This is a genomic window from Kitasatospora aureofaciens (assembly GCF_019192735.1).
Classification (GTDB): Bacteria; Actinomycetota; Actinomycetes; order Streptomycetales; family Streptomycetaceae; genus Kitasatospora; species Kitasatospora aureofaciens_A.
Map to the genome: position 1 here is coordinate 168,519 of NZ_JAHTKP010000012.1, position 24,754 is coordinate 193,272.

The 24,754-nt window shown below is 73.4% G+C and carries 18 protein-coding genes, 1 tRNA gene and 1 pseudogene; 8 read left to right on the plus strand and 12 right to left on the minus strand.

Annotated features, from left to right (window positions below):
- Nucleotides 1–104: 104 nt before the first annotated feature.
- The 4 genes and pseudogenes from KV557_RS15645 to KV557_RS15660 all read right to left on the minus strand — a co-directional run.
- Complete coding sequence (locus KV557_RS15645; protein WP_218200528.1) at nt 105–551, minus strand: DUF4442 domain-containing protein; 447 nt, start codon at nt 549–551, stop codon at nt 105–107.
- A gap of 133 nt (nt 552–684) precedes the next feature.
- Nucleotides 685–760 (minus strand) — tRNA-His (locus tag KV557_RS15650).
- A 137-nt stretch (nt 761–897) separates the two neighbouring features.
- A complete protein-coding gene (orn, locus tag KV557_RS15655) occupies nt 898–1,500 on the minus strand; it encodes an oligoribonuclease (RefSeq protein ID WP_218200530.1) in 603 nt (200 codons plus the stop codon).
- A gap of 911 nt (nt 1,501–2,411) precedes the next feature.
- Nucleotides 2,412–3,407: pseudogene (locus tag KV557_RS15660) on the minus strand (helix-turn-helix domain-containing protein); the annotation flags it as partial.
- A gap of 938 nt (nt 3,408–4,345) precedes the next feature.
- Here KV557_RS15660 and KV557_RS44455 point away from each other — a divergent pair.
- Nucleotides 4,346–5,146 (plus strand): GNAT family N-acetyltransferase, encoded by an 801-nt coding sequence (locus KV557_RS44455; protein ID WP_218200531.1) that lies wholly within the window; start codon nt 4,346–4,348, stop codon nt 5,144–5,146.
- A 16-nt stretch (nt 5,147–5,162) separates the two neighbouring features.
- Here the strand turns inward: KV557_RS44455 and KV557_RS15670 are convergent, their stop codons facing one another.
- A complete protein-coding gene (locus KV557_RS15670; protein ID WP_218200533.1) occupies nt 5,163–6,233 on the minus strand; it encodes an HAD family hydrolase in 1,071 nt (356 codons plus the stop codon).
- 816 nt (nt 6,234–7,049) lie between these two features.
- Here KV557_RS15670 and KV557_RS15675 point away from each other — a divergent pair.
- A complete protein-coding gene (locus KV557_RS15675; protein WP_256177468.1) occupies nt 7,050–7,529 on the plus strand; it encodes a universal stress protein in 480 nt (159 codons plus the stop codon).
- A gap of 114 nt (nt 7,530–7,643) precedes the next feature.
- Here KV557_RS15675 and KV557_RS15680 read toward each other — a convergent pair whose 3' ends face one another.
- The 4 genes from KV557_RS15680 to KV557_RS15695 all read right to left on the minus strand — a co-directional run bounded on the left by KV557_RS15680 (nt 7,644) and on the right by KV557_RS15695 (nt 14,092).
- A complete protein-coding gene (locus KV557_RS15680; protein ID WP_218200535.1) occupies nt 7,644–8,834 on the minus strand; it encodes an acyl-CoA dehydrogenase family protein in 1,191 nt (396 codons plus the stop codon).
- 136 nt (nt 8,835–8,970) lie between these two features.
- Nucleotides 8,971–9,963 carry a hydroxymethylglutaryl-CoA lyase gene (locus tag KV557_RS15685; RefSeq protein WP_218200537.1) on the minus strand — a complete coding sequence of 331 codons (993 nt, stop codon included), beginning with the start codon at nt 9,961–9,963 and terminating at the stop codon, nt 8,971–8,973.
- A complete protein-coding gene (locus KV557_RS15690) occupies nt 9,960–12,272 on the minus strand; it encodes an ATP-binding protein (protein ID WP_218200538.1) in 2,313 nt (770 codons plus the stop codon). The genes KV557_RS15685 and KV557_RS15690 overlap by 4 nt, the downstream gene beginning before the upstream one ends.
- A gap of 110 nt (nt 12,273–12,382) precedes the next feature.
- Nucleotides 12,383–14,092 carry a carboxyl transferase domain-containing protein gene (locus KV557_RS15695; protein WP_218200539.1) on the minus strand — a complete coding sequence of 570 codons (1,710 nt, stop codon included), beginning with the start codon at nt 14,090–14,092 and terminating at the stop codon, nt 12,383–12,385.
- A 137-nt stretch (nt 14,093–14,229) separates the two neighbouring features.
- Here KV557_RS15695 and KV557_RS15700 point away from each other — a divergent pair, with 137 nt between their 5' ends.
- Entirely contained in the window at nt 14,230–14,871 is a 642-nt protein-coding gene (locus KV557_RS15700) for an SACE_7040 family transcriptional regulator (RefSeq protein ID WP_218200541.1), read from the plus strand.
- A 364-nt stretch (nt 14,872–15,235) separates the two neighbouring features.
- The gene (locus KV557_RS15705; protein WP_218200543.1) at nt 15,236–19,237 is read left to right on the plus strand and encodes an ABC transporter ATP-binding protein; all 4,002 of its coding nucleotides are present in this window, start codon (nt 15,236–15,238) and stop codon (nt 19,235–19,237) included.
- A 25-nt stretch (nt 19,238–19,262) separates the two neighbouring features.
- On the opposite strand, the gene KV557_RS15710 is transcribed toward KV557_RS15705, so the two are convergent.
- On the minus strand, nt 19,263–20,168 hold the full coding sequence (locus KV557_RS15710) for an ATP-grasp domain-containing protein (RefSeq protein WP_218200546.1): 906 nt from the start codon (nt 20,166–20,168) through the stop codon (nt 19,263–19,265).
- Nucleotides 20,169–20,260: 92 nt separating this feature from the next.
- Here KV557_RS15710 and KV557_RS15715 point away from each other — a divergent pair, with 92 nt between their 5' ends.
- Complete coding sequence (locus KV557_RS15715) at nt 20,261–20,794, plus strand: NUDIX hydrolase (protein WP_218200548.1); 534 nt, start codon at nt 20,261–20,263, stop codon at nt 20,792–20,794.
- Nucleotides 20,795–20,838: 44 nt separating this feature from the next.
- Here the strand turns inward: KV557_RS15715 and KV557_RS15720 are convergent, their stop codons facing one another.
- Complete coding sequence (locus KV557_RS15720) at nt 20,839–21,969, minus strand: helix-turn-helix domain-containing protein (protein ID WP_218200551.1); 1,131 nt, start codon at nt 21,967–21,969, stop codon at nt 20,839–20,841.
- A gap of 129 nt (nt 21,970–22,098) precedes the next feature.
- Nucleotides 22,099–22,293 carry a hypothetical protein gene (locus tag KV557_RS15725; protein WP_374106632.1) on the minus strand — a complete coding sequence of 65 codons (195 nt, stop codon included), beginning with the start codon at nt 22,291–22,293 and terminating at the stop codon, nt 22,099–22,101.
- Here KV557_RS15725 and KV557_RS15730 point away from each other — a divergent pair.
- From KV557_RS15730 to KV557_RS15740, 3 genes are all read left to right on the plus strand, one after another.
- Nucleotides 22,286–22,438, plus strand: a complete 153-nt coding sequence (locus KV557_RS15730) for a hypothetical protein (protein ID WP_218200614.1) — start codon at nt 22,286–22,288, stop codon at nt 22,436–22,438. The genes KV557_RS15725 and KV557_RS15730 overlap by 8 nt on opposite strands.
- Before the next feature lie 202 nt (nt 22,439–22,640).
- Entirely contained in the window at nt 22,641–23,597 is a 957-nt protein-coding gene (locus KV557_RS15735) for a S66 peptidase family protein (RefSeq protein ID WP_218200555.1), read from the plus strand.
- 32 nt (nt 23,598–23,629) lie between these two features.
- The gene (locus KV557_RS15740; RefSeq protein ID WP_218200557.1) at nt 23,630–24,304 is read left to right on the plus strand and encodes a nucleoside/nucleotide kinase family protein; all 675 of its coding nucleotides are present in this window, start codon (nt 23,630–23,632) and stop codon (nt 24,302–24,304) included.
- Nucleotides 24,305–24,754: the final 450 nt, after the last annotated feature.

A 24,754-nucleotide genomic window follows, 5' to 3' on the forward strand; every position in this document is an offset into this window, starting at 1 on the left:
TGAGAACGAGCGGACGGGGCGTGAGGTCACGCCCGTCGTCACGGACAGTCATCGCGCCGGTGGCCCCGGGGAACGGCGTTCCGGGGCCACCGGCCGTCCGGCGGTCAGGAGTTGGGACGCAGGGTCCAGGTGACCGTCATCACACCGGTGACCGCACCGTCGGCGCGGGTGATCTCGACGGTGACGGGGAACTCGGGGCGTCCGCCCCCGTCCAGTTCGGCGACGACCTCGGTGGCCGGGCGGCCGAGCACGGCGGTGGCGGTGACCTCGCCCATGGCGAGCTTCTTGTAGGCGATCTCGGCGTTCACGGCCAGCGGCACGGCGCGCGAGAGCTGGTCGCCGAAGGCGGCGAGCACGATGCAGCCGCTGGCGGATTCGGCGAGGGTGAACATCGCGCCGGCGTGCGGCCCGCCGACGTGGTTGTGGTAATCGGGCTGGTCGGGCAGCCGGAGCACGGCGCGGTCCGGGGTGGTCTCCAGGTACTCCAGCTTGAGGGTGCGCGCCATCGGCACGGTGGAGTCGAGCAACTGGCCGATCGAAGGTGTCGTCATGGCGGCAATGTTACTGCTCGGTAGCTTCTGGCGACAGGCCTGCCGCCCGAAGCCGTCCGCTGCAGCGCCGATGTGAGGGAATGCGAAAACGCCTGAGGGGCCGATCTCTTGAAGAGATCGGCCCCTCAGGCTCTGGGGTGAGCGACGGGACTCGAACCCGCGGCCACCTGGACCACAACCAGGTGCTCTACCAACTGAGCTACGCCCACCATCTGTCCGGCCCGTTCCCGCGCTTCGCGTTCCCGTTCCGACAGGAAGAACTGTACAGGATCCGAGAGGGTGCTCGCGCCAGGGTTTCGATCGGACGAACGCGGGCACCCCCCTGGATCCCACCCGGCCCCGGAGGTCAGTCCGCCGCGGCCTGGTACTTCTCGGCGATGGCGCGCGCGGTGTCGGTGTCCGGGCCGGGCTGCGGGACGAACACCGCCTCGCGGTAGTACCGCAGTTCGTCGATGCTCTCGCGGATGTCGGCGAGCGCCCGGTGGTTGCCGCCCTTCTGCGGGCTGTTGTAGTACGCCTTCGGGTACCAGCGGCGGGCCAGCTCCTTGATCGAGGAGACGTCCACGATCCGGTAGTGCAGGTGTCCCTCCAGGGCGGGCATGTCCCGGGCGAGGAAGCCGCGGTCGGTGGCCACCGAGTTCCCGCACAGCGGCGTCCTGCCGGCCTCCGGCACGTGCTGGCGCACGTACGCGAGCACCCGCGCCTCGGCCTCGGCGAGCGTCACGCCGTTGTCGAGCTCGTCGAGCAGCCCGGAGGCGGTGTGCATCGCGCGCACCACCTCGGGCATGTTCGCCAGCGCCTCCGCGGGCGGGCGGATGATGACGTCGATGCCCTCGCCGAGGATGTTCAGCTCGGAGTCCGTCACCAGTGCCGCGACCTCGACCAGGGCGTCCCGGTCGAGGTCGAGGCCGGTCATTTCACAGTCGATCCATACCAAACGGTCATTCACGCCACTCACCCTACGGCGCGATCACGCGCCGCGGGGACCGGTGGAGCCGAGCGGGGCGCCGGGGCACAGGCCTCGGCGGCGTGCTCGTCCTGGCCGAGGCCGTCCGCGTGGTCGCCGTGGGCGCCGAGATCGCCGTGGTCGCCCTCCCGGCCCGGGCGTACCGGGTGGCCGTCCCGGGCGGTCCGGGCCTCCCGTGCCGCGCGAGCGCCGTCGGCCGCCGCGCGCCCGCCCTGGGGACGGGCCTGCGGCACCCGGGCCTGGCGCGCCCGGACCTCGCCGGCGCCGGGCGCGGGCTGTCCGGCGGGCGGCGCCGGTACCCGGCCGGCGGCCGTGCCATGACCGCGAGCGGCTCCGGCCGCGGCGGCACCCGGGTCGTCCGTCGGCCGTTCGACCGCGCTCCGGTGGCCCTGGCCCTGACCGCGTGCGCCGGGCTGCGGGTGGCCGTCCTCGGCCGCCGCGTGCTCGGCGGTGCGCGGCGGGCGGCCCGCCCCGGGGCCGGCCTGCGACGGCACCAGCGGCGGCCGCGCCGGACCGCGCGCCGCACCCTGCTGCCCGGGGTGCGGCTGCTGGGCGGCCTGCTGGTGCGGGTACGCCTGCCCGGCGCGCGCGTGGTACGCCTGCTGGGCCTGCGGACCGGTCTGACCGTTCGGACCGGCGCCGAACGCGCCGGGCTGCCCGTGCGCCGCCGCCTGGCCGTGCTGGCTGTGCTGCGCGTGCTGGCCGTGTTGGGCGGGCTGCACCGGACCGCCGGCTGCGGCCGGGAACGGGTGCGCCGACTGCGGGCCGTGCGCCCCGCCGAACACCGCCCCGCCCGCCGTCGCGGCCGCTGCGGCGGCAGCCGCGTGCGGCAGCGCGCCGGGCAGCCGGACGTCGCCGCCGTGCGGTCCGGCCGGACCGGCCGACTGCGGCCCGGGGCGACGCGCCCGGTAGCTGGTCCGGTAAGCGGCCGGCGACACCCCGAGCTGGCGGCGGAAGTGCCCGCGCAGCGCCACCGGCGAACGGAACCCGCACCGGCGCGCGACGTCGTCCACCGACAGCTCCGACGTCTCCAGCAGCCGCTGCGCCTGGAGCACCCGCTGGGTGATCAGCCACTGCAGCGGCGCGCTGCCGGTGAGCGTGCGGAACCGCCGGTCGAAGGTGCGCCGGCTCATGTAGGCGCGGGCCGCCAGCACCTCGACGTCGAACTGCTGGTTGAGGTTCTCCAGCGCCCAGGTGACCACCTCGGCCAGCGGGTCGTTGCCGATCTCTTCCGGTAAAGACTGATCGATGTACTGGGCCTGTCCGCCGCCGCTGCGACGGCTCGGCACCACCAGCCGGCGGGCGAGCGCGTTGGCGGCCTCGGCGCCGTGGTCGCTGCGCACGACGTGCAGGCAGAGGTCGATGCCGGCGGCGGTGCCGGCCGAGGTCAGCACATCGCCGTCGTCGACGAAGAGTTCGCGCGGGTCGACGTGCACCCGCGGGTAACGCTTGGCCAGGGTCGGCGCGTACATCCAGTGGGTGGTCGCCGGGCGGCCGTCCAGGAGGCCGGCGGCGGCGAGCACGAACGCGCCGGTGCAGAGTCCGATGATCCGCGCGCCCTCGTGGTGGGCCTTGCGCAGGGCGGTGATCGCCTCGACCGGGGGCGGCTGCGAGATCGAGCGCCAGGCCGGTACGACGATCGTGCCGGCCCGGGCCAGGGCCTCCAGGCCGTACGGGGCGGAGAGGGTCAGGCCGCCGGTGGTGGCGAGGGGGCCCTCCTCCCCGGCGCAGACCAGCAGTCGGTAGCGCGGCACCCCGGCGTCCTGGCGGTCGACCCCGAAGACGGAGAGCGGGATCGAGCTCTCGAAGATCGGGGCGCCGCCGAAGATGAGCACCGCGACGGTCTCGCGGCGCCGCCGGCCGGACAGCTTGCGGGGCACGGCGGCCATCGCGGGGGTCGCGGAGCCGTTGGCGCCGGGGCCGCCGTTGTGCGTGCTGCCGGGCCCGCCGTTGTGTGTACTGCTGTGCGTGGTGGTGTGCGTGTTGCCGTGCGAACCGGAGTGCGGGCCGCCGTGCCCGGCCGGGCCGGGCACGGGGCCGACGCCCAGGCCGAGGCCGCCGAGCGAGCCGGTGGCGCCCGGGTTGCCGGCGCCGAGGGGCAGGCCGGGTCCGCCGGAGTGGGCGGGGTAGTCGGCGCCGTAGCCCAGGGCGGAGTTGACGGTGCCTCGGCTGACGGACGGTCCGCTGTGCTCCGCGGCCGCGGCGTAGGAGGGGACGCCGGAGGCGGCCGAGGGGGCGGTGGGCGAGGTGGGCCCTGCGGGGTAGGAGGGGTGCGAAGCGGTGCCGGAGGTGCGGGTGGTGGCGGCGATCGCGGAGGTGCCAGTGCTTCTCGCGGTCCGACCCGCGATGCCGGCCACCGCCTGGCCGCTGTCAGGACCCGCGTCGCTCCTGCTCACCCTGCTCAAGGCGCTCAAGCCCCCTCGGTGGTGTGGTGTGGGTGGTGCGGCACTGCTAGCCAAGATCGAAATCTATCGGGTGGACCGTTGCCGTTGTGACAAGTTCACCATCCGACGCTATGTCGACATGGCAATTTGGCGTGATGCATTCGATCACGAAGCGTGGCACCCGTCGACCCTTCTGGGAAGAGGGCCCGTGCAACGGTGGCTGGTTGTCGCGGGACCGGTCCTGGGGTGTCCGGGTTCGGGGCACCCGGCCGGCAGGTCTGGGCTGCGGCTTTGCCCAAGGGGGAGGGACCGGCCTGAAATTGACCGAAAATCGGCGGTGCACGAGAGGGCGCACGAAACGGGGATGTGCGCCGCCCTGGCTTCATCCGGCCAGGGCCGGGGCGGGCGGAGAGCGGTGCGCAGCCCCGGGTTACGGTCGTGCGGTGAACGCTCACCGCCGGCTCGAACAGGCCAACGACAACGCCGCCGCCTTCTGGCTCGCCCAAGCCCGGGCCCACGGTTGGCAGTCCCGCACCCGGCCCGGTTTCACGGCCGTCCGCTGCGCCCGCACCCCGGACGACTCGCACCGCCTGCTGGTCACCCGCCCGTACGCCGAACCGGCCGCGTTGGACCAGGAGTTGGCGGACGTCCTGAAGGCTTGGTCGACCGTCCGCTTCACGCTGGAGGACCCGTACGGCGGCCTCGACCTGACCCACTTCGGCGCCACCCGCATGCCGCTCATGCCGGTGATGACCCGTGAGACCGGACCGGTCGAAGGCGGGACACGCACCCTCCCCTTCGTCTCCGAGGCGCCGGACGGCGACTCCCTGACGGTCGATGAGGCGTGCGACGGCGACACCTTCGCCGAGGTCGAGCGCGCGATCGTCGACGGCTTCCCGCGGCCCGCCCAGCAGCCCTGGACCCGTGGCGGCGCACTCCCGGAACGGCTGCTGGGAGAACCGGGCTGCCGCGCCTGGCTGGGCCGTGTCGACGGCACCACAGCGGGCGCCTGCCTGACGTACGACGACGGTGAGGCCACCGGGGTGTACTGGGTCGCCACCCTGCCCCTGTACCGCGGCCAGGGTGTGGCGCGCGCGGTGGTGGAGACCGCCCTCGCCGCCGCGCACCCCGACCGTCCGGCCACCCTGGTCGCCACCGCCCTCGGCGAACCGCTCTACCGCAAGCTCGGGTTCACCGTGCAGCGGCACACCTGCTGGTGGACCCGCACCTCGGCGAGCGGCTGACCTCGGCCCAGTGGCCCTACTGGGCCGCTGCCGCCGGTTCGACCTTCAGTGCCACCGCGAACCTGGTCCGCGCGGGCCCACCGGCCGCGGCGTGCAGGGCCGTTGGGGGCTCGACGGCGGACGGTTCTGCGAGGCTCATTGCCGCCCCTGTGCTCGTACCCGTGTACTCCTCCGCGACCGCAAGCTCGCCGGAACGGTTTCGGACAGTCGAACCCGTTCCGGACCCCAGGGCGCCGGCCGTCCCGACGTTCACAGGAACAGGCGCATACGGCCCCGCCGGGGCGGTCACCGCCGACCGCACGCCGGACCGCGCGCCCACGAGCGCCGTCACGCCCGCCGTCGCGCCCGGCGTACGGGCCTGGGCGGCCCCCGCCCGCCGCCGGGCCGGGCCGCCCGCGCGGATGCCCGGCCGGGGCGACGGCGCATTGCGCGCGGCGAGCACCTGCCCGACGGCCTCCGGCAGACCGGCGGCCTTCAGCGTCGGCCGGTAACCGCTCTCGGCCCAGGGCCGGCCGTGGTGCAGCCAGACGCTTCGCAGGCCCGCCAGTTCCGCCCCGGCGATGTCGGCGGGCGCGTGGTCCCCGACCATCCAGGTGTGCGTGGCCCAGTCCCCGGTGGGCGCGATGCCACAGCGCTGGGCGGCTATCTCGAAGATCAGCGGGTCCGGCTTGACGCAGGAGGCCTCCTCGGAGATGACCCAGCCGTCGACCAGCGGCCCGAGCCCGGTCCGGCGGATCTTCTCCAGCTGCGGCCCCGTCCCGCCGTTGCTGACGATGCCGAGCGTCCACCCGGCCGCCCGCGCCGCCTGCAGCGCGTCGATATGGCGGGACGGGCAGTGGATGTGCGAGTTGATGCCGCGTCGGTAGTGGGTGAGCAGGTCATCGGAAGAGATGTCCAGCCCATAGCGGCGCCGGACGGCTGACAGTACGGTGCTGCGCGGCACGTAGCCGCCACCGTCCAGGGTGACGAACCACTCGACATCGCCGGGCGGCAGGTCGCGTTCGGACAGGAAGTCCTGCGCCCAGGCCCGGAAAGCGGCGTCCCTGGGGAGCAGCGTGTTGTCGAGGTCGAACAGGAGCAGGGGCATGCCGAGCATGGTGCCAGCGCTCGCGCCTATGCACCTGGCAAATGCCAGAGTGCGTCGCGAACCCGTACGAGTTGGCTGAAACGGGTGCCGGCACCGGGTGCACTCGCGGGTCGGGGCACGTCAGGTGGGTCTGGCGGGATGTGACAGGACGCGACGGGCTGCAACGGATCGTCGCCGATCAATGACAGTCCGGTCACGGTGTCCGGTGGGCCTGTTGCGTCGTCCGGCCCGCTCAGTCAAGCTCCAGGGAACCTCCTTTCCGGAGGGGGCGCGACGGCCTGCGGGCGGGGCGCACTGCCTCGGCGGGCGCATCCTCCTTTCGCGGGAACAACGGCGCCCCGAGGCTTTGCCGCTGGGCTGGGCCTCATGCCCGTCGTACTCTGAAGGGAACAGGTCACATACGGTGCTGGGCGGCGCAGACCGACGTCATCCCGTGGGCGGGCCTGCTCCCCGGGCAGCGTTGTCCTCTCCTGTCGGCCCCTCTCCCGCGAAGAGCCGTGAGCCATGGCTGGTTTTGAGTTCTCCCGACCGGTTGAACCGGACGCGCCCCGCAGCACGGGCCCCGCGACCGGAGGAGACGCGGCCCGCGCAGACGCCGGCTGTACCGATGTCGGCCGCGCAGAACTCGGTCGTGCAGCAGGCGCCCGCGAACCCGCGCACGGCGGCGCCCAGGCATTCGCGCGCACGCTGCGCAACATCGGCCGCCGTGGCCGCCCCGGCCCCCGCCAGCGGCGTGGCGAGCCCGCGGTCGAACGCACGGAGCCCCCGGTGACGGGCCGCGTGGGCCCGGGCGCCGACCGCCCGGAGACGTCCGGCCTGCCCGGCGCACACACCGAGCCGACCGTCCGGGACGAGCCCGGCCGCCCCTGCGACCCCGCCTTCCAGCACGGCGTGGTCGTCGGTTTCGACGGCTCGCTGTCGAGCGAGCGCGCCCTCGCCTACGCGGTGGGCATGGCCCGCCGCTCGCAGTGCGGCCTGGTGATCGTGCACGTCGCCAACCGGCTGCCCGCCACGGTCTGGGCGGGCTGTGAACCTCCCGTCTTCGTCGATCTCCCCGACCACCGGACCGAGGTCCTCGGCCTGGAACTCGCCTGTGCCGACTTCCTCGCCGGAGTGCCCTGGATCCTGGTCGAGCGCGGCGGCGACATCTGCCACGAGATCGAGGAGGTCGGCCGGGAGTACGCCGCCGACGCCATCGTCGTCGGCACGACGCATGGCCTGCTCGGCAAGATCTTCGGTTCGGTCTCCGGCCGGCTGGCGCGCCGCGCCAACCGCCCGGTGATCGTCATCCCCTGACGCCGACTCCGCCGACGCCGACTACCCTGGCGCCGACTCCGCCGACGCCCAGTTCGTTGCCGCCCGCCCCCAACCGCCCCTGCGGGGGCAGGCGTTACCCCCGCAGGGCGCGATTCAGGACGTGACGCCCAACTCTCGGGCGATGAGCATGCGCTGAACTTCCGACGTGCCCTCCCCGATTTCGAGAATCTTGCAGTCGCGCCAGAAACGGGCGACCGGGAATTCGTTCATGAAGCCGTACCCGCCGTGGATCTGGGTCGCCTCGCGCGCGTTGTCGACGGCGGCCTCCGACGAGTACAGCTTCGCGATTGCGGCCTCCTTCTTGAACGGTTCGCCGTGCAGCAGCCGGGAGGCGGCGTCCCGCCAGGCCAGGCGGGAGGTGTGGGCGCGCAGCTCCATGTCGGCAAGCTTGAACTGGATGGCCTGGTTGGCACCGATCGGCCGGCCGAAGGCCCGGCGCGTGGCGGCGTACGTGACGGACTCGTCGACGCACCCCTGGGCCAGGCCGGTGGCCAGGGCTGCGATCGCGATGCGGCCCTCGTCGAGGATCCGCAGGAACTGGGCGTAGCCTCGGCCACGCTCGCCCAGCAGGTTGGCCGCGGGAACGCGGCAGTCGGTAAAGGACAGTTCGCGGGTGTCGGATGCATTCCACCCGACCTTCGAGTACTTCTTCGACACCTGGAACCCCGGGGTCCCGGTGGGCACGATGATGGAAGAGATCTCACGCGTTGGCGAGCGGAATTCGCCCTCTTCACTCGAACGAGCGATCGGTTCCGTGAGCGCGGTGACGGTGACCAGGCCGGTGATGTCCGTACCGGAGTTGGTGATGAAGCACTTGGTCCCGTTGATGACCCACTCGTCGGTGGCCTCGTCGTAGCGGGCCGTCGTACGGGTCGCACCGGCGTCCGAGCCGCCCTCGGGCTCGGTCAGGCCGAAGGCGCCGAGGAGTTCGCCGGAGGTGAGCCGGGGCAGCCACTCGCGCTTCTGCTCCTCCGTCCCGAACCGGTAGATCGGCATCGCGCCGAGCGAGACCGCCGCCTCCAGGGTGATCGCCACCGAGGAGTCGACCCGGGCGAGCTCCTCAAGGGCGAGGCCGAGCGCGAAGTAGTCGCCGCCCATGCCGCCGTACTCCTCGGGGAAGGGCAGGCCGAACAGGCCCATCCGCCCCATCTCGCGGACGATCTCGTACGGGAACTCCTCCCGCTCGTAGAACTCGCCGATCTTCGGCGCCACCACGTCGTGGGCGAACTCGGCGACAGTGCGCCGCAGTTCCTCGTACTCGCTGTTCAGCCGGTGATCGAACACGGTGTTCCTCCTGGGGCCGCCCGGCCGGGGTGGCCGCGGGCGTGAGCGGGACGACCGGCGTCCGTCCGATGGTGTGACGGTCGCACGGTGTGGTCTTGTGGAAATGAGGGAGAGGTGTGGGACGGCGCGGGGGCGGTCAGCCCCGGGCGGCGCCGAGCAGCGCCTGGACGGTGCGGGACGGGCTCGGGCGGCCGAGGCGCTCGGCCATCCAGCCGCTGGTGGCGACCAGCGCGCGCAGGTCGACTCCGGTCCGGATGCCGAGGCCGTGCAGCATCCACACCAGGTCCTCGGTGGCGAGGTTGCCGGTGGCGCTCTTGGCGTACGGGCAGCCGCCCAGGCCGCCCGCCGAGGCGTCCACGGTGGTGACGCCTTCGCGCAGCGCCGCCAGGGTGTTGCTGAGCGCCTGGCCGTAGGTGTCGTGGAAGTGGACGGCGAGCCGCTCGGCCGGCACGCCCGCCTTCGCGAAGGCCGTGAGCAGCGCGCCGACCTGGCCCGGGGTGGCCACCCCGATGGTGTCGCCGAGGCTCAGCTCGGCGCAGCCCATCTCCAGCAGCTGCACGCCGTATCCGACCACCTGGGAGATCGGGACGGGACCCTCCCACGGGTCGCCGAAGCACATCGACAGGTAGCCGCGGACGGCGACCCCGGCCTCGGCGGCCCGCTCGACGACGGGGCGGAACATCGCCATCGCCTCGTCCGCCGAGCGGTTGAGGTTGCGCCGCGCGAAGGTCTCCGTGGCGCTGGCGAACACCGCGATGTCGGTGGCGTGGTGGGCGAGCGCGCGGTCGAGGCCGCGCTCGTTGGGCACCAGTACCGGCAGCCGCAGCCCGGGGTGACGCTCGGGCAGACCGGCGAGCCGGGGCACCAGGTCCTCGGCGTCGGCCAGCTGCGGTACCCACTTCGGGTGAACGAAGCTGGTCGCTTCGACGGTCCGCAGCCCGGCCGCGGCGAGCCGGGCGATGAACTCGGCCTTCACCTCGACGGGCACCAGGGCGCTCTCGTTCTGCAGCCCGTCGCGCGGCCCGACCTCGTGGATCCGGACCTCCTCGGGCAGGCCGGGCACACGGACCGGGTCCGGCAGGCCGAGGTCGAGCGCGTCGGGCTCGTGGGCGGGTGCGGTGGCGGTCATGACCGCACCTCGGCAGGGCCGGCGTCGGTCGTGTCGGTCACGTCGGTCGGGGGAGCGTCCCCGGAGACGGGCAGCTCGGCGCTGTCTTCCGCCGGGGTGACCACGACCAGCAGCTCCTCCATCGCGACGGTGGCGCCGGCGGTGGCCCGCAGTTCGCTCACGACGCCGTCGTGCGGGGCGGCGATCACGTGTTCCATCTTCATGGCCTCCAGGACGAGCAGGGGCTGGCCCTTGCGGACAGTCTCGCCCGCCGTCGTCTTCACGACGGTGACGGTGCCGGGCATCGGGGCGGTGAGTGCGCCGTGGTGCGCCCCGGCTGCGGCGGCGCTCTCGCCGACCGCGTCGTAGGCGTGCAGCGGCCAGGCGTCGCCCTCGACGCCGAGCCAGGTCACCGGGCCGGCGGCGAGCCCGGGAGAGTCGTCGACGGCCAGCGCGAAGGTGGTCTGCAGGCCGTTGACGGTGAGGTGCAGCCGGTCGCCGGTCCGGACCGCCCGGGCCCGGTGGACCGGTCCGGGATCGAGTCCGATTTCCACCTCAAGGGTGACATTTGAGGGAATGTCAGTGGGGTCCGTTACGTTGCCTGCAGTGATCGAACGGATGCGCACCGAGACCGGGTCCTGGCCGGGGGTCCGGAGTCGGTGAGTGGTCCAGGCGGGTGCGCCGCCGAGGCGCCAGCCGGAGGGGAGGGAGAACGGGTCGGTCCAGCCGCCGGGGTCGGTGGTCGGGGTGAGGTCGGCGTGCCGCGCCAGGGCGGCCGCGTAGTAGAGGAGGTGAGCAGATGCCGGTGCATCTTCGGCGGTGGTCGCGTCGGCCGTTGAGTGCGGCGCGTCCGTTGCGTGCAGGGAGTGCGGCGAGTGCGGTGAGGCCAGCAGGGCCGACTGCTGCCGGGCCGTCTGTTCCACCAGGCCGGTGTCCAGTCGGCCGGCGACGACCTCGGGGTGTGCGAGCAGTCGTCGCAGGAAGCCGGTGTTGGTGGTGACACCCAGGATGCGGGTGTCGGCCAGCGCCGCGCGAAGGCGGCGGAGCGCGGTCGGGCGGTCGGGCCCGTACGCGATGACCTTGGCGAGCATCGGGTCGTAGGCGCTGGTGATGACGGTTCCGGGGGCGACCCCGGAGTCCACTCGGACGCCCTCGCCCTGAGGCTCGTCGAGGACCAGGATGCGCCCGCCGGTGGGCAGGAAGTCCCGTTCCGGGTCCTCGGCGCAGATCCGGGCCTCGATGGCGTGGCCCAGGAAGGAGATGTCGGACTGACCGAAGGTGAGCCGCTCGCCCGCGGCGATCCGCAGCTGCCACTCGACCAGGTCCAGCCGCCGGGGCCGGCCGCCGGCCGGGTCGGCGACGGCGATGGCGAGTTCGGTGACGGGGTGTTCCACCTGGAGACGGGTGTTCATCTCCATGAAGAAGAAGTCCCGCACCCCCTCGGTGGAGGCGGAGGCGGGGGAGTCCGGGTCGATGCCGGGGACGATGAACTCCACGGTGCCGGCCCCGGTGTAGCCGCAGGACTCCGCGGCGCGGACGGCCGCGGCGCCCATCGCGGCACGCGTCTCGGCGTTGAGCAGAACGGAGGGAGCCTCTTCGATCAGTTTCTGATGGCGGCGCTGGAGGCTGCACTCGCGCTCGCCGAGGTGGATGGTGGTGCCGTGGGCGTCGGCGAGCACCTGCACCTCGATGTGGCGGGGCCGGTCGACCCAGCGTTCCAGCAGCAGGGTGTCGTCACCGAAGGCGGTGCGGGCGACGCGGCGGGCGGCGGCGATCTCGGTGGGCAGGTCGGCCCGGTCCCGCACGAGGCGCATGCCCTTGCCGCCACCGCCGGCGGACGGCTTGAGCAGGACGGGGTAGCCGATCTCGTCGGCGGCGGCGACGAGATCGTCGTCGGTGGGCGCGGTGGCCTGGCTGCCGGGGACCACCGGGACACCGGCGGCGCGGACGGCTTCCTTGGCGTTGATCTTGTCACCCATCAGCTCGACCGCACCGGGAGGAGGTCCGATGAAGACGAGGCCGGCGTCCGAGCAGGCGCGGGCGAAGCCGGCGTTCTCGGCGAGGAAGCCGTAACCGGGGTGGACGGCCTGGGCACCGGTGCGGCGGGCGGCGGCGAGGATCTGGTCGGTCCGCAGGTAGGTCGCGGCCGCCGAGCTGTCGGTGCGGTCGGCCGGGCCGAGGCGCACGGCGACGTCCGCCTCGCGGACGTGCGGGGCGTCGGCGTCCGCGTCGCTGAACACGGCGACCGAACGCACGCCGAGTCGCCGCAGGGTGCGAATTACCCGGAGGGCGATCTCGCCGCGGTTGGCGACCAGAACTGTGTCGAACATGGGAGGCGTTCCTCCGGGTCGAGGGGGCCGTACGAAGGAGGTGGTGGTGGGTGGGGCGCCGGCCCGGGCGGCGGGCCGGCGCGGCGGGAGTCACACCCGGAAGGGAGGAATCACATGCGGAAGACGCCGTACGGAGCGGGCGGCGGGAACGGGGAGTTGGCGCAGGCGGTGAGGGCGAGGCCGACCGCGGTGCGGGTGTCCATCGGGTCGATCACGCCGTCGTCCCAGAGCCGGGCGGTGGCGTAGTAGGCGTTGCCCTGGCGCTCGTACTGCTCGCGGACGGGGCGCTTGAACTCCTCCTCCGCCTCGGTCGGCCACTCCTCGCCGTGCGCCTCCAGCTGGTCGCGGCGGACGGTGGCGAGAACGGAGGCCGCCTGCTCGCCGCCCATCACGGAGATCTTCGCGCCCGGCCACATCCACAGGAAGCGAGGTGAGTAGGCCCGGCCGCACATCGAGTAGTTGCCGGCTCCGTACGAGCCGCCGATCACCACGGTCAGCTTCGGGACGCGGGTGCAGGCGACGGCGTTGACCATCTTGGCGCCGTGCTTGGCGATGCCGCCCGCCTCGTACTGCCGGCCGACCATGAACCCGGTGATGTTCTGCAGGAAGAGGAGGGGGATGCCGCGCTGGTCGCACAACTCGATGAAGTGGGCGCCCTTGAGGGCGGACTCGGAGAACAGCACGCCGTTGTTGGCGACGATGCCGACGGGGTGGCCGTGGATCCGGGCGAAGCCGGTGACGAGGGTCGCGCCGTACTCGGCCTTGAACTCGGCGAACCGGCTGCCGTCGACCAGTCGGGCGATCACCTCGCGCACGTCGTAGGGCGTGCGCGGGTCGACCGGGACGGCCCCGTACAGGCCGGCCGGGTCCACGGCCGGCGGCTCGACCGAGGCGAGCGGCCACGGCCTGGCGGGGCGCGGGCCGAGCCCGGCCACGATCGTGCGGACGATGGAGAGGGCGTGGGCGTCGTCCTCGGCCAGGTGGTCCGTCACGCCCGAGGTCCGGGAGTGGAGGTCGCCGCCGCCCAGTTCCTCGGCGGTGACCACCTCGCCGGTGGCGGCCTTCACCAGCGGCGGCCCGCCCAGGAAGATCGTGCCCTGGTTGCGGACGATGACGGCCTGGTCGCTCATCGCCGGGACGTAGGCGCCACCGGCCGTGCAGGAGCCGAGCACGGCGGCGATCTGCGGGATGCCTGCGGCCGAGAGCCGGGCCTGGTTGTAGAAGATCCGGCCGAAGTGGTCGCGGTCGGGGAACACCTCGTCCTGCATCGGGAGGAAGGCGCCGCCGGAGTCGACCAGATAGATGCAGGGGAGGCGGTTCTCCAGCGCGACCTCCTGGGCGCGCAGGTGCTTCTTGACCGTCATCGGGTAGTAGGTGCCGCCCTTGACGGTGGCGTCGTTGGCGACGACCACCACCTCGCGCCCGGCGACCCGGCCGATGCCCGCGATCACCCCGGCCGCGGGCGCGGCGCCGTCGTACATCCCGTCGGCGGCCAGCGGAGCCAGCTCCAGGAACGGCGACGCCGGGTCGAGCAGGGTGTCCACGCGGTCGCGGGGGAGGAGCTTGCCGCGCGCGGTGTGCCGGGCACGGGCCTTGGCGCCACCGCCGAGGGCGGCCGCACCGAGCTTCTCGCGCAGCTCGGCGACCAGCGCCCGGTGCGCCTCGGTGTTGGACCGGTAGGCCTCGGAGGCCGGGTCGACGGCCGTGCCGAGCCGGGGCGCGGGAGCGGCGGCTCCCGGCGGTACGGCCCCCGGCGCCGCGCTGCCGCGCGCTGCGCTGCCATGGACGCCGGTGGGTACGCCGGCGGTTGAGATGACCATTCCCAAGAGCTCCCTTGCCCTCGGCACCAGGTAGGCGGGCGGCCGGATTCGGTGCGCCCACGATCCCGCACGTTAATTAACGTTAACTTACGTGCCCAGGTTAACGGCCGATAACCCGACTGTCTACGATGGGCAGCATGCCGAACGTCCCCGAAGCCTCCGCGCTCCCACGCCGCGACCAGATCCGCCGGGAGGCCGCGCGACTCTTCGCCGCCCGGGGCTTCCTCGGCGTCGGCGTGGACGAGATCGGCAAAGCCGTCGGCATCAGCGGCCCCGGCCTCTACCGGCACTTCGCCGGGAAGGACGCGATGCTCGCCGACCTGCTGATCGGCATCAGCGAGCGCCTGCTGGAGGAGGGGCGGCGCCGGGCGGGCAGCGGCGACGGTCCGGCCGCCGCGCTGGACGCGCTGATCAGCGGCCACGTCGACTTCGCCCTCAACGACCGCGACCTGATCACCCTGCACGACCGGGAACTGCTGAACCTCAAGGAAGAGGATCGCCGTACCGTCCGCCGGCTCCAGCGCGGCTACGTCGAGCTCTGGGTGGATGTGGTCCGGCAGGCCTACCCGCCGCTGGCCGGGCCCACCGCCGAGCCGGTCGCCCGGGCCGCGGTGCACGCCGTCTTCGGCCTGATCAACTCGACCCCGCACAGCCTCGGCCCGAACCCGGCCCACGGCGAGCGCCCCGGCCTCCAGCGCGACGGCATGGCCGCACTGCTGCACACCCTCGCCCACGGCGCGTTCTCGGCAGCGGCCGACTCGGCGTCCGCCCGCGCCTGAGCCGTACGGTTCGCCTGGAGCTGAGCCCCGCCTGGAGCTGAGCCCCGCCTGCAGCCGCGCCCCGCCTGGAGCTGAGCCCAGCCCGACCCCGGGTCTAGGTCCAAAGAACGGCACTCGCCGGCCCCGTGGCCGGTGGGCGTCCGGCCTCCGGTCGGCGAGCCTGGTGGCGGACGGGGCAGGCGGGTTCGGCGCGTACACCCGATCGGGAATCACTGCAGGCCGCAGGCTGTTGGTCAGTCCGCCGGAGCCTGGGCCGGGCATTGCGTCGCGCCTGGACGGGGCCTCGCGTCGAGCCAGTCCTCAGCCCGTCCCGGCCGGAAAACGGTATGGCGGCGACCCGACGAAATGGTTAGTGTCCCTAAATATGCCTGAGACTCACGGATCCACGGTGGAGCAATCCCCGAGCGGGCCACCTGCCCCCGGGGCGAGCCCGGAAGCGGCCGGCTGGCTGCGTCGCCTGATCGGCTACTGCCTGCGCTCCCGCCGCAGCCTGCTGCTCGCCTTCGGCGCCTCGCTCGTCGGCATGGCCGTCACCGCGCTGGTACCGCTGGTCACCAAGCTGATCATCGACGACGTCATCACCACCCACTCCCGCCCGCTCGGCCCCTGGGCGGTGGTGCTGCTGCTCGCCGCCGCCGCCGTCTTCGGCTGCACCCAGGTGCGCCGCTACTACGGCGGCCAGCTCGCGCTCGACGTCCAGCACGACATGCGCAGCGACCTGTTCCGCTCGCTCGGCCGGCTCGACGGTCACCGCCAGGACCGGCTGGACACCGGACAGGTGGTCGGCCGCGCGACGTCCGACCTCCAGCTGATCAACGGTCTGCTCTCGATGCTGCCGATGATGACCGGCTACCTGCTGATGTTCGTCATGTCGCTGGCCGTGATGGTCTGGCTCTCCCCGCCGCTCACCCTGGTCGCCCTGGTGATGGCCCCGGCGCTGTGGTGGGTCACCGTGCTCAGCCGCAAACGCCTGTTCCCGTCGACCTGGGCCGCCCAGCAGGAGGCCGCCGCCGTCGCGGGCGTGGTGGACGAGGCGATCGGCGGCGTCCGCGTGGTCAAGGGCTTCGGCCAGGAGGCGCAGGAGCTGGACAAGCTGGAGGGCGCCTCCCGGCACCTCTTCGCCGCCCGCCTCCGCTCGATCCGGCTCAACGCCCGTTACAACCCGGCGATGCAGGCGATACCCGCGCTCGCCCAGGTAGCGGTGATGGCCTTCGGCGGCTGGCTGGCCGTCGACGGGCAGGTCTCGCTCGGCACCTTCGTCGCCTTCTCCACCTACGTCGCCCAGATGACCGGCCCGGTGCGGATGCTCACCATGGTCATCACCGTCGGCCAGCAGGCCCGGGCGGGCGTCGAGCGCGTCCTCCAGCTGATCGACGAGCGCCCGCTGGTCCAGGACCGTCCGGACGCGCGCACCCTCGATTTCACCGACCAGGCCCCCAGCGCCCCGGGCGGCAGCACAGCCGAGGACGGCAGCACGGCCGAAACCCCGGACGGCAGGACGGCCGAGGACGGCAGCACCCGCCCGGCCACCACCGTCGGCCCCCGTACCTCCGACGTGGCGCTGGAGTTCGACCAGGTCGAGTTCCGCTACGACCCCGACCACCCCTCACCTGTCCTGCACGGCCTGAGCCTCGCCCTCGCCCCCGGCGAGACCCTGGCCCTGGTCGGCGCCTCAGGCTCCGGCAAGTCGACGGTGGCCCAGCTGGTGCCCCGGTTCTACGACCCGACGGCCGGCGCCGTCCGCCTCTACGGCTATGACCTGCGCGACCTCACTCTCGACTCGGTCCGCGCGGCCGTCGGCATCGTCCCCGAGGAGAGCTTCCTGTTCTCCGAGACGGTCCGCACCAACATCGCGTACGGCCGGCCCGACGCCACCGACGAGCAGATCGTCGCGGCGGCCCGTGCAGCCCAGGCCGACGAGTTCGTCCGCGAGCTGCCGGACGGCTACGACACCAAGGTCGGCGAGCAGGGCCTGACCTTGTCCGGGGGCCAGCGCCAGCGCATAGCCCTGGCCCGGGCGATCCTCACCGACCCCCGGATCCTGCTGCTCGACGACGCGACCTCCGCCGTGGACCCGCAGATCGAGGCGGAGATCCACGACGCGCTGCGCTCGGTCATGGCCGGCCGCACCACGTTGCTGATCGCCCACCGCCGGTCGACGCTCCAACTGGCCGACCGGATCGCCGTGCTCGACCACGGCCGGCTGCTGGACATCGGTACCCACGAGGAACTCGAAGCCCGCTGTTCCCAGTACCGGGCCCTGATCACCGACCCGGAGGCCGGTCGGCCGCCCCGCCGTTCCGAGGCCGAGCAGCCCGCCCCACAGCCCACCGCAGCCGCTTTGGCGGCACACGCACCGGCATCGGACACTCCCGCCGCAGACGCACCCGAAGCAGACACACCGGGCGACCGGGCAAGGACCGACCTCCCCACCCCCGCCCTGGTCAAGGCGGCCCGCACCGCCGACCCCGACCTGCTGGACAAGGTCGCCGCCCTCCCGCCCGCCACCGACACCCCGGCCATCTCCCGCGCCGAGGCCGAGGCCGGCGACCCGGACTTCACCCTCCGCCGCCTGCTGCGCCCCTTCCGCGCCCCGCTCACCCTCGCCCTGCTGCTGGTCGCCCTGGACGCGGGCGCCGGCCTGGTGCTGCCGGTCCTGATCCGGCACGGCATCGACGAGGGCGTCAGCAAGGCCCTGATGTCCGGGGTCGCCGTCGCTGCGCTGGCCGCGCTCGTGGTCGTCCTGCTGGACTGGCTGGTGCAGAGCGCCGAGAACCGGGTCAGCGGACGCACCGGCGAGCGCGTGCTCTACACGCTCCGACTCAGGATCTTCGCCCACCTCAACCGGCTCGGCCTGGACTACTACGAGCGCGAGCTGTCCGGCCGGATCATGACCCGGATGACCACCGACCTGGACTCGCTGACGTCCTTCCTGCAGACCGGCGTGGTCACCGCCGTGGTCAGCCTGCTGACCTTCGCCGGGATCTTCGCCGCCCTGCTGATCATCGACGCCGGCCTGGCCCTGGTGGTCTTCGCGGTGCTGCCGCTGCTGGTGATCGCCACCCTGGTGTTCCGCAAGAAGTCCCGGGACCAGTACGAGATCTCCCGGGACCTCATCAGCACCGTCAACGCCGACCTGCAGGAGAACGTGGCCGGCATGCGGATCGTCCAGGCCTTCCGCCGCCTGGACGCCAACACCGACCGTTTCGTCGCCCGGGGCGTCGCCTACCGGGAGGCCCGGGTCCGGGCGCAGCTGTACATCTCGCTGTACTTCCCGTTCGTCCAGTTCCTCTCCAGCGTGGCCGCCGCGCTGGTGCTGATCGTCGGCGCCGCCCGGGTCGACGCCGGCACCCTGACGGTCGGTGCGCTGGTCGCCTACCTGCTCTACATCGACCTGTTCTTCGCGCCGGTGAACCAGCTCTCCCAGGTGTTCGACGGCTACCAGCAGGCCTCGGTCGGCCTCGGCCGGATCCGGGAGCTGCTGCGCACCCCGACCACCACCGCCGAGGCGGCCGACCCGGTGCCGGTCGAGAAGGGGCTGCGCGGCGAGATCTCCTTCGAGGGTGTCGGCTTCGCCTACAACGGCGGCGCGGACGGCGCCCCGGACGTGCTCACCGGTGTGGACCTGCACATACCCGCCGGTCAGACGGTGGCCCTGGTCGGCGAGACCGGGGCCGGCAAGTCGACGCTGGTGAAGCTGGTCGCCCGGTTCTACGACGCGACCGAGGGCACCGTCCGGGTGGACGGGGTCGACCTCACCCGGTACGACCTCGCGCAGTACCGCCACCGGCTGGGCGTCGTGCCGCAGGAGGCGTACCTGTTCGCGGGCACGGTGCGCGAGGCGATCGCGTACGGCCGGCCCGACGCCTCGGCGGCCGAGGTGGAGGCGGCGGCCCGGGCGGTCGGCGCGCACGACATGATCGTCCGGCTGTCGGGCGGCTACGACCACGAGGTGACGGGCCGTGGACGCAACCTCTCGGCGGGCCAGCGCCAGCTGATCGCCCTGGCCCGGGCCGAGCTGGTCGACCCGGACATCCTGCTCCTCGACGAGGCCACCGCGGCGCTCGACCTGGCCACCGAGGCGGCGGTCAACCACGCCGCGGACCGGCTCAGCGGCGGGCGCACCACCCTGGTGATCGCCCACCGCCTCACCACCGCCGAACGCGCCGACCGGGTCGTGGTGCTGGACCACGGCCGGGTGGTCGAGGACGGCACGCACGCCGAACTCCTCGCCCGGGGCGGGGCGTACGCCCGGCTCTGGCACGCGTTCATCGCGGACGGAACGGACCGCGCGGACGGCGCAGACAGAGTGGCCGGAGCGGACGGGCACGCCCCGGCCGTCGAGGAGGCGGTGGCCGCCGGGTAGGCCGGAACCCGGGCTGCGCCCGACGTCAGGCCGCGATCAGCGAGGACAGCAGCCCGGACGCGTCGATCCCGCGCGGCAGGTCGCTCACCTGCCCGTCACCGACCTCGACCACCCGCCAGCCGGAGCCGTCGGCCCGGCTGGCGAGGTCGGTGGTGACGAACCGGCAGCCGAGCGTCCGGACCAGCGAGCGGACGCCGGTCAGGTCCGGATCGACCTCGTGGTGCGGCGCGTCCGGATGCGGCCCGACCAGCACCGGCTCGCCGTCCAGCCACCAGACCCGGGCCTCCACCGGCCGTACGTCCGCGGCGGCGTCACCGTCGGGAGCCCGCTCGAACTCCTCGAACCGGCGCAGCACCACCCCGCCGGCCAGGAACTCGCCCTGCAGCTCGACGAACCGCGCCACCACCCGCCCGACGGCTGCCAGATCGGCCAACTCCGGGACGTAGCAGGCCTCGTGCCACTCGTGCTTGCGCGACTTCACGTAGTCCTTGACGATCGCCGGCCCGTGCCCGCCCAGCCGGGCCACGGCCTCCGCCAGCTCCTCCGGCCCGGGCGCCACAGCTCCGGCCGACGGAATCCACACGCTCGGCGGCGTCGCCCCGTCGAACACGCCGTACCAGCCGGGCAGTTCGTGCGCCGTCGCGTAGCCGGCCGCGGAGGTGAGCAGTTCCCCACCGCGCCCGGCGAGTGCGGCGCCGAAGGCGGCGTAGGACGCGGACGGCATCATCCACCCCCGGTACCAGAGCGGGCCGCTGCCCTGCGGCACCCGCCGGACCGCCTCCTCGGCCTGCCCGGCGAGCAGGGCGTCGTGGTCGATCAGGTGGTGCTCGCCGCCCAACTCCTGCAACAGCCGGGCCTCCCAGGCGAAGTGCGGGTCGGGCCGGCGCGGGTTGAACGGGTCGGAGGGGAAGATGATCGCGGGTACAGGCATGGGCGTCAGGGTACGGCTACCGTCCGTGCCGGTCAGCCGCCTTTTCGTGGATCACCTCGACGGCCCCGGCCGCGCGCTGCGAGAGTGATCCGATGCGACGACTGCTGCGACCCCGCAAACGCGTTCCCCGGCAGGCGGCCCGGACGGTGGTCCTGGCCGAGGACGGCTCGGTGTTCCTGCTCCGCTCGGACAACTCCGAGGTCGGCGTGCACTGGACGATGCCGGGCGGCGGGCTGGAGGCCGGCGAGACCCCGTGGACCGGTGCCCGCCGCGAACTCTGGGAGGAGACCGGGTGGACCGACCTCGAACCCGGCCCGCTGCTCTGCACGTGGGAACACGACTTCACCTGGCACGGCACCCCGGTCCGCCAGCACGAGCACATCTACCTCGCCCGCGGACCGCACCGCGGTCCGGTCGGTGACGTCAGCGCTGTGCACGCCGCCGACCGGATCCTCGACTGGCGCTGGTGGACCCCGGCCGACCTCGCCGACCCGAACGCCGACGCGCTCTGGCCGCCCCGGCTCCCGGATCTGCTCGCCCCGGTTCGGACGGGCTGGGTCGTCGACGGCCGCGAACCGGCGCCCGTCGACCTCGGCTACATCCCGAACATCCCGGTGGCCGGCTGACGTCCGGCGTCAGGGCCGGCCGCCCCCGCCAAGGGCGTCCACCGCTAAGGCCGCCCGCCCCGCCGCCCGCGCCCGGCCTGCCAGCCGCGCAGGTCCAACTCCCGGTCGTGCAGCGCACCGGGGTTGATCAGCACGGTCAGCTGCGCGCCGGCCAGTTGCTCGAAGGAGAGCCCGGTGGCGGACAGCAGCAGCTCGGTCGGCACCGAGACGGCGATGGCAGGCCGCCAGGAGGGCAGCACGACCAGGCTGGTGCCGCGCCCGATCCGGACCGGCTCCGCGGCCACCCGGATCGGCGCCCGCTCCTCCGGGCGGCCGACCGCCTCGGCCTGGTGCGGGCTGCCGCCGATCAGGATCCCGAGCGGCGTCTCGGCGGGGGCCGCCTCGGGGTCCTCGGACGGCTGTCGAGCCATCACCGTCCGGGTATGGCCGACCCGTTCGGGCACCGACGGCGCGCCAGCGTCCCTCATGCCCGCGCCCCGTACGGTCCGGTCCTGCACAGCGCCGGCCTGTGCTGCGCCCCCGTTCTGGACGGCCGTCTCCCGTTCGGCCGCCTCCTGCCCGGTCGCGGCAGCCTGCGGGTGCATCCGGCGCAGCCGACGTGAGGGCGAGGGGCGCCGGGTCGCGGTGCTCCGCAGCTTCTCGCGGACGGCCCGCAACACCGGCACGGACGGCTCGCCGTCCACCGGTCCGGCCGGCTGCGCGTAGGCGCTCCCGCCGTGCTCGGCCCACCCACTCGCCCGACCGGTCGGAGCGCTCTCGTAGACCGGAGCGCTCTCGTTGAGCAGCGCGTGCACCTCCGACGCCGGCCGCCGACAGGCGGCGGCCAGCTCGTTGATCGAGCGCCCCTGGTCGTACGCGATCCGCAGCCGTTCGGCGAGCGCGGCCCGCAGCCGGGCCGTCGTCCGGCCACCCGCGGTGTCGGCCGCCGCCGCGTCGCCGCCACCCCTGTCGGCGCCACCCCCATCGGCGTCGTCACCGTCGGCGCCGCAGCGCGGGCGCGGCACCGAGTCGTCGCGGGCACCGCCGGCCGCGCCGGGCAGCGGCGGACCGGCCGGGCCAGGGTCGGCGGCCGTCACCATGGAGCAGCGTGCGGCGGGCAGGGGTGCGGTCCGGGCGTGGTCCGCGGGTGGGCCGGGCAGGGAGGGGTCGGTCGGGGTGGAGTGGAGCGAGGTCATCGGCACGGGCCCTTCGGGGGACGGTCCCGACGATCCTGCCGCACCGCGCGATCAGCTCCAAGCGGCATTTCCCTGCGTGCTTCCCCGATCGGGCGGCTCCACCATCCGTCCCCTACCGGGCGTGTCGGCTCAAGTGCCGGGCGCGACGAAGCCCTTGAGGTCGGCGAGTACGACGTTGGCGGCAGTGACGCCGAGCCTGAGGAACCAGGTCTCGTCCGAAACCGGCTGCGCCTGACCGGACTTGACCGCGCCGAGCGTCTTCCAGAGCGCGCCGCCGAGCACCGCGTCCTGGTTGGTGGAGCTCGGGGTGCCGTTGGTGATCACCGACCGGGACATCGCCGACCGGCTCGCCGAGCACACCGAGAACCTCGTCCTCGACTACCTCGCGGCCGGCCTCGACCCCGACCGCGCCAACGCCGTCGCTGACGCCACCCTCGCCGAGGTCAGGGCCGTGATGGGGGCGATCTGAAGAACCTCCCCCGCATCTTCGGTCCCCGGACATCGGGCCGTCGACGCAAGGGCATATCGTCACCGGGCGGCCTCCGCAGCGCCGGGGCCGCCCGCATCACCCGACGCACCGTCACCTCGGCACCCCGTCACCGCGACCCCGCCACCCTGTCACCGTCACGCCGTCACCGTCACGCCGTCACCCCGGAAAGGCGACTTGGCCCATGGACCAGCACCCGACCACGCCCGACCGAGGGCTGACCCGCCCGCCGCACCTGCGCCCCGGTGACCACATCGTCGTGGTCGCCACCAGTGGCCCCATCGACCCCCAGCGGCTCACCGACGGCTGCGCGATCCTGCGCTCCTGGGGCCTGAGGGTCACCGTCGCCCCGCACGTCCTCGACACCCACCCCACCCTCGGCTACCTCGCCGGCACCGACGCCGACCGCGCCGCCGACCTCCAGGCCGCCTGGCTGGACCCCACCGTCGACGCGGTCATCTGCGCCCGTGGCGGCTACGGCGTCCACCGCATCGTCGACCTGCTCGACTGGGACGCCATGCGGGCCGTCCCGCCCAAGGTGCTGATCGGCTTCAGCGACGTCTCCTCCCTGCACGAGGCCTTCGCCCAGAAGCTCGGCATCGCCACCTTGTACGGGCCGATGAGCGCAGCAGGCTCCTTCATCACCGACGGACCGACCGCCGAGCACCTGCGCCGCACCCTCTTCGAGCCCGCGGCCACCACCGTGCTCACCTCACCCACCGCCACCGCGCTCGTCCCCGGCCGGGCCCGAGGCATCACCGCGGGCGGCTGCGTCCACGTCCTCGCGGCCGAGCGGGGTACGCCCGCCGCCCGTCCCTCCTATGCCGGCAGCATCCTGATCCTGGAAGACGTCAACGAGCACCCGTACCAGCTCGACCGGCTCCTCACCCAGTTCCTGCGCTCCGGCGCGTTCGACGGCGTCGCCGGCATCGCGCTCGGCTCCTGGGACGGCTGCGGACGGCTCGACCGCGTCCGGGAGGTCATGCTCGACCGCTTCGGCCCGCTCGGCATACCGGTGATCTGGGAGCTGGGCTTCGGCCACTGCCCGTCCACGCTGACCGTCCCGCTCGGTGTCCCTGCCCTGCTCGACGCCGATGCCGGAACCCTCACCCTGGACGTGCCCGCCCTCGCCGAGCGGTGAGGCCCGCGCCCGGCGGTGAGTAGGGTGCGGCCATGAACGAGGACCGCCTCACCGACCTCGCCCTCGGACTCCTCCGGGGCCCGGGCAGCAACGCCCGCACGATCCTCGGACTTGCCGGCCCGCCCGGCGCCGGCAAGTCCACCCTGGCCCGGCACCTGGTCGCCGAGGTGGAGCGGGCCGAGGGCCCCGGCAGCGCCGCCTACGTCCCGCTCGACGGCTTCCACCTCTCCGCCGCCCAGCTCGACCGCCTCGGCCTCACCCACCGCAAGGGCGCACCCGCGACCTTCGACGCCCACGGCTACGTCGCCCTGCTCCGCCGGATCGCGATCGACCGCTTCCAGGACATCTACGTCCCCGACTTCGACCGCACCCTCGACGAACCGGTCGCCGCCCGCCATGTCGTCCGCCCGCACGCCCGCCTCGTCATCACCGAGGGCAACTACCTCGCGTCCACCGACACCCCCTGGCCGGACGCCCGCCGCCTGCTCCGCGAACTTTGGTACGTCGAGACCGACGACGCCCTCCGCGAGGAGCGCCTGCTCCGCCGCCACAGCGACGGCGGCCGCGACGAGGCCACCGCCCGGCACTGGGTCACCGGCAACGACCACCCCAACGGCGAGTACGTGAAGGCCGGCCGCCCGCTCTGCACGCGGATCGTCTCCGGAGCCGGTTTGCCTCCGGCATCGGACAGGGGTAGTGTTCTCTAGTCGCTCGGCAGGGAGCACCGGACACGCATTGGCGCGGACGGTCCCGGGGCGGCCAATCCTCTGAAACACCACTTCCCGGTTCGGGCTGGGTCGCGTCTTGTCGCGGCTCGGTGCGTATTCGGCGTGCGCGGTTAATTGGATTGCGGCCGGATTCGCTTTTCGGAGCGGGGATCGGCTAGAGTTTGAAACGTCGGACGGGACATCAAGTCCCCGAAGACACCGGCGAGTTGGATGACGAAGCCCCGGAAAACGGAGCGGAAAACATCTGATAAGCTGGAAACACGAAAGAACGAAGCGCCCGGAGGGCCCGCTGGAAGGCGGTCCGAAGGAAGTGTCCGTTCCTTGAGAACTCAACAGCGTGCCAAAAGTCAACGCCAGATATGTTGACATCCCCGGCCTCGATCACTTGATCGGGGTTGGAGATTCCTTTTGAAATAACACTAGCGAGGA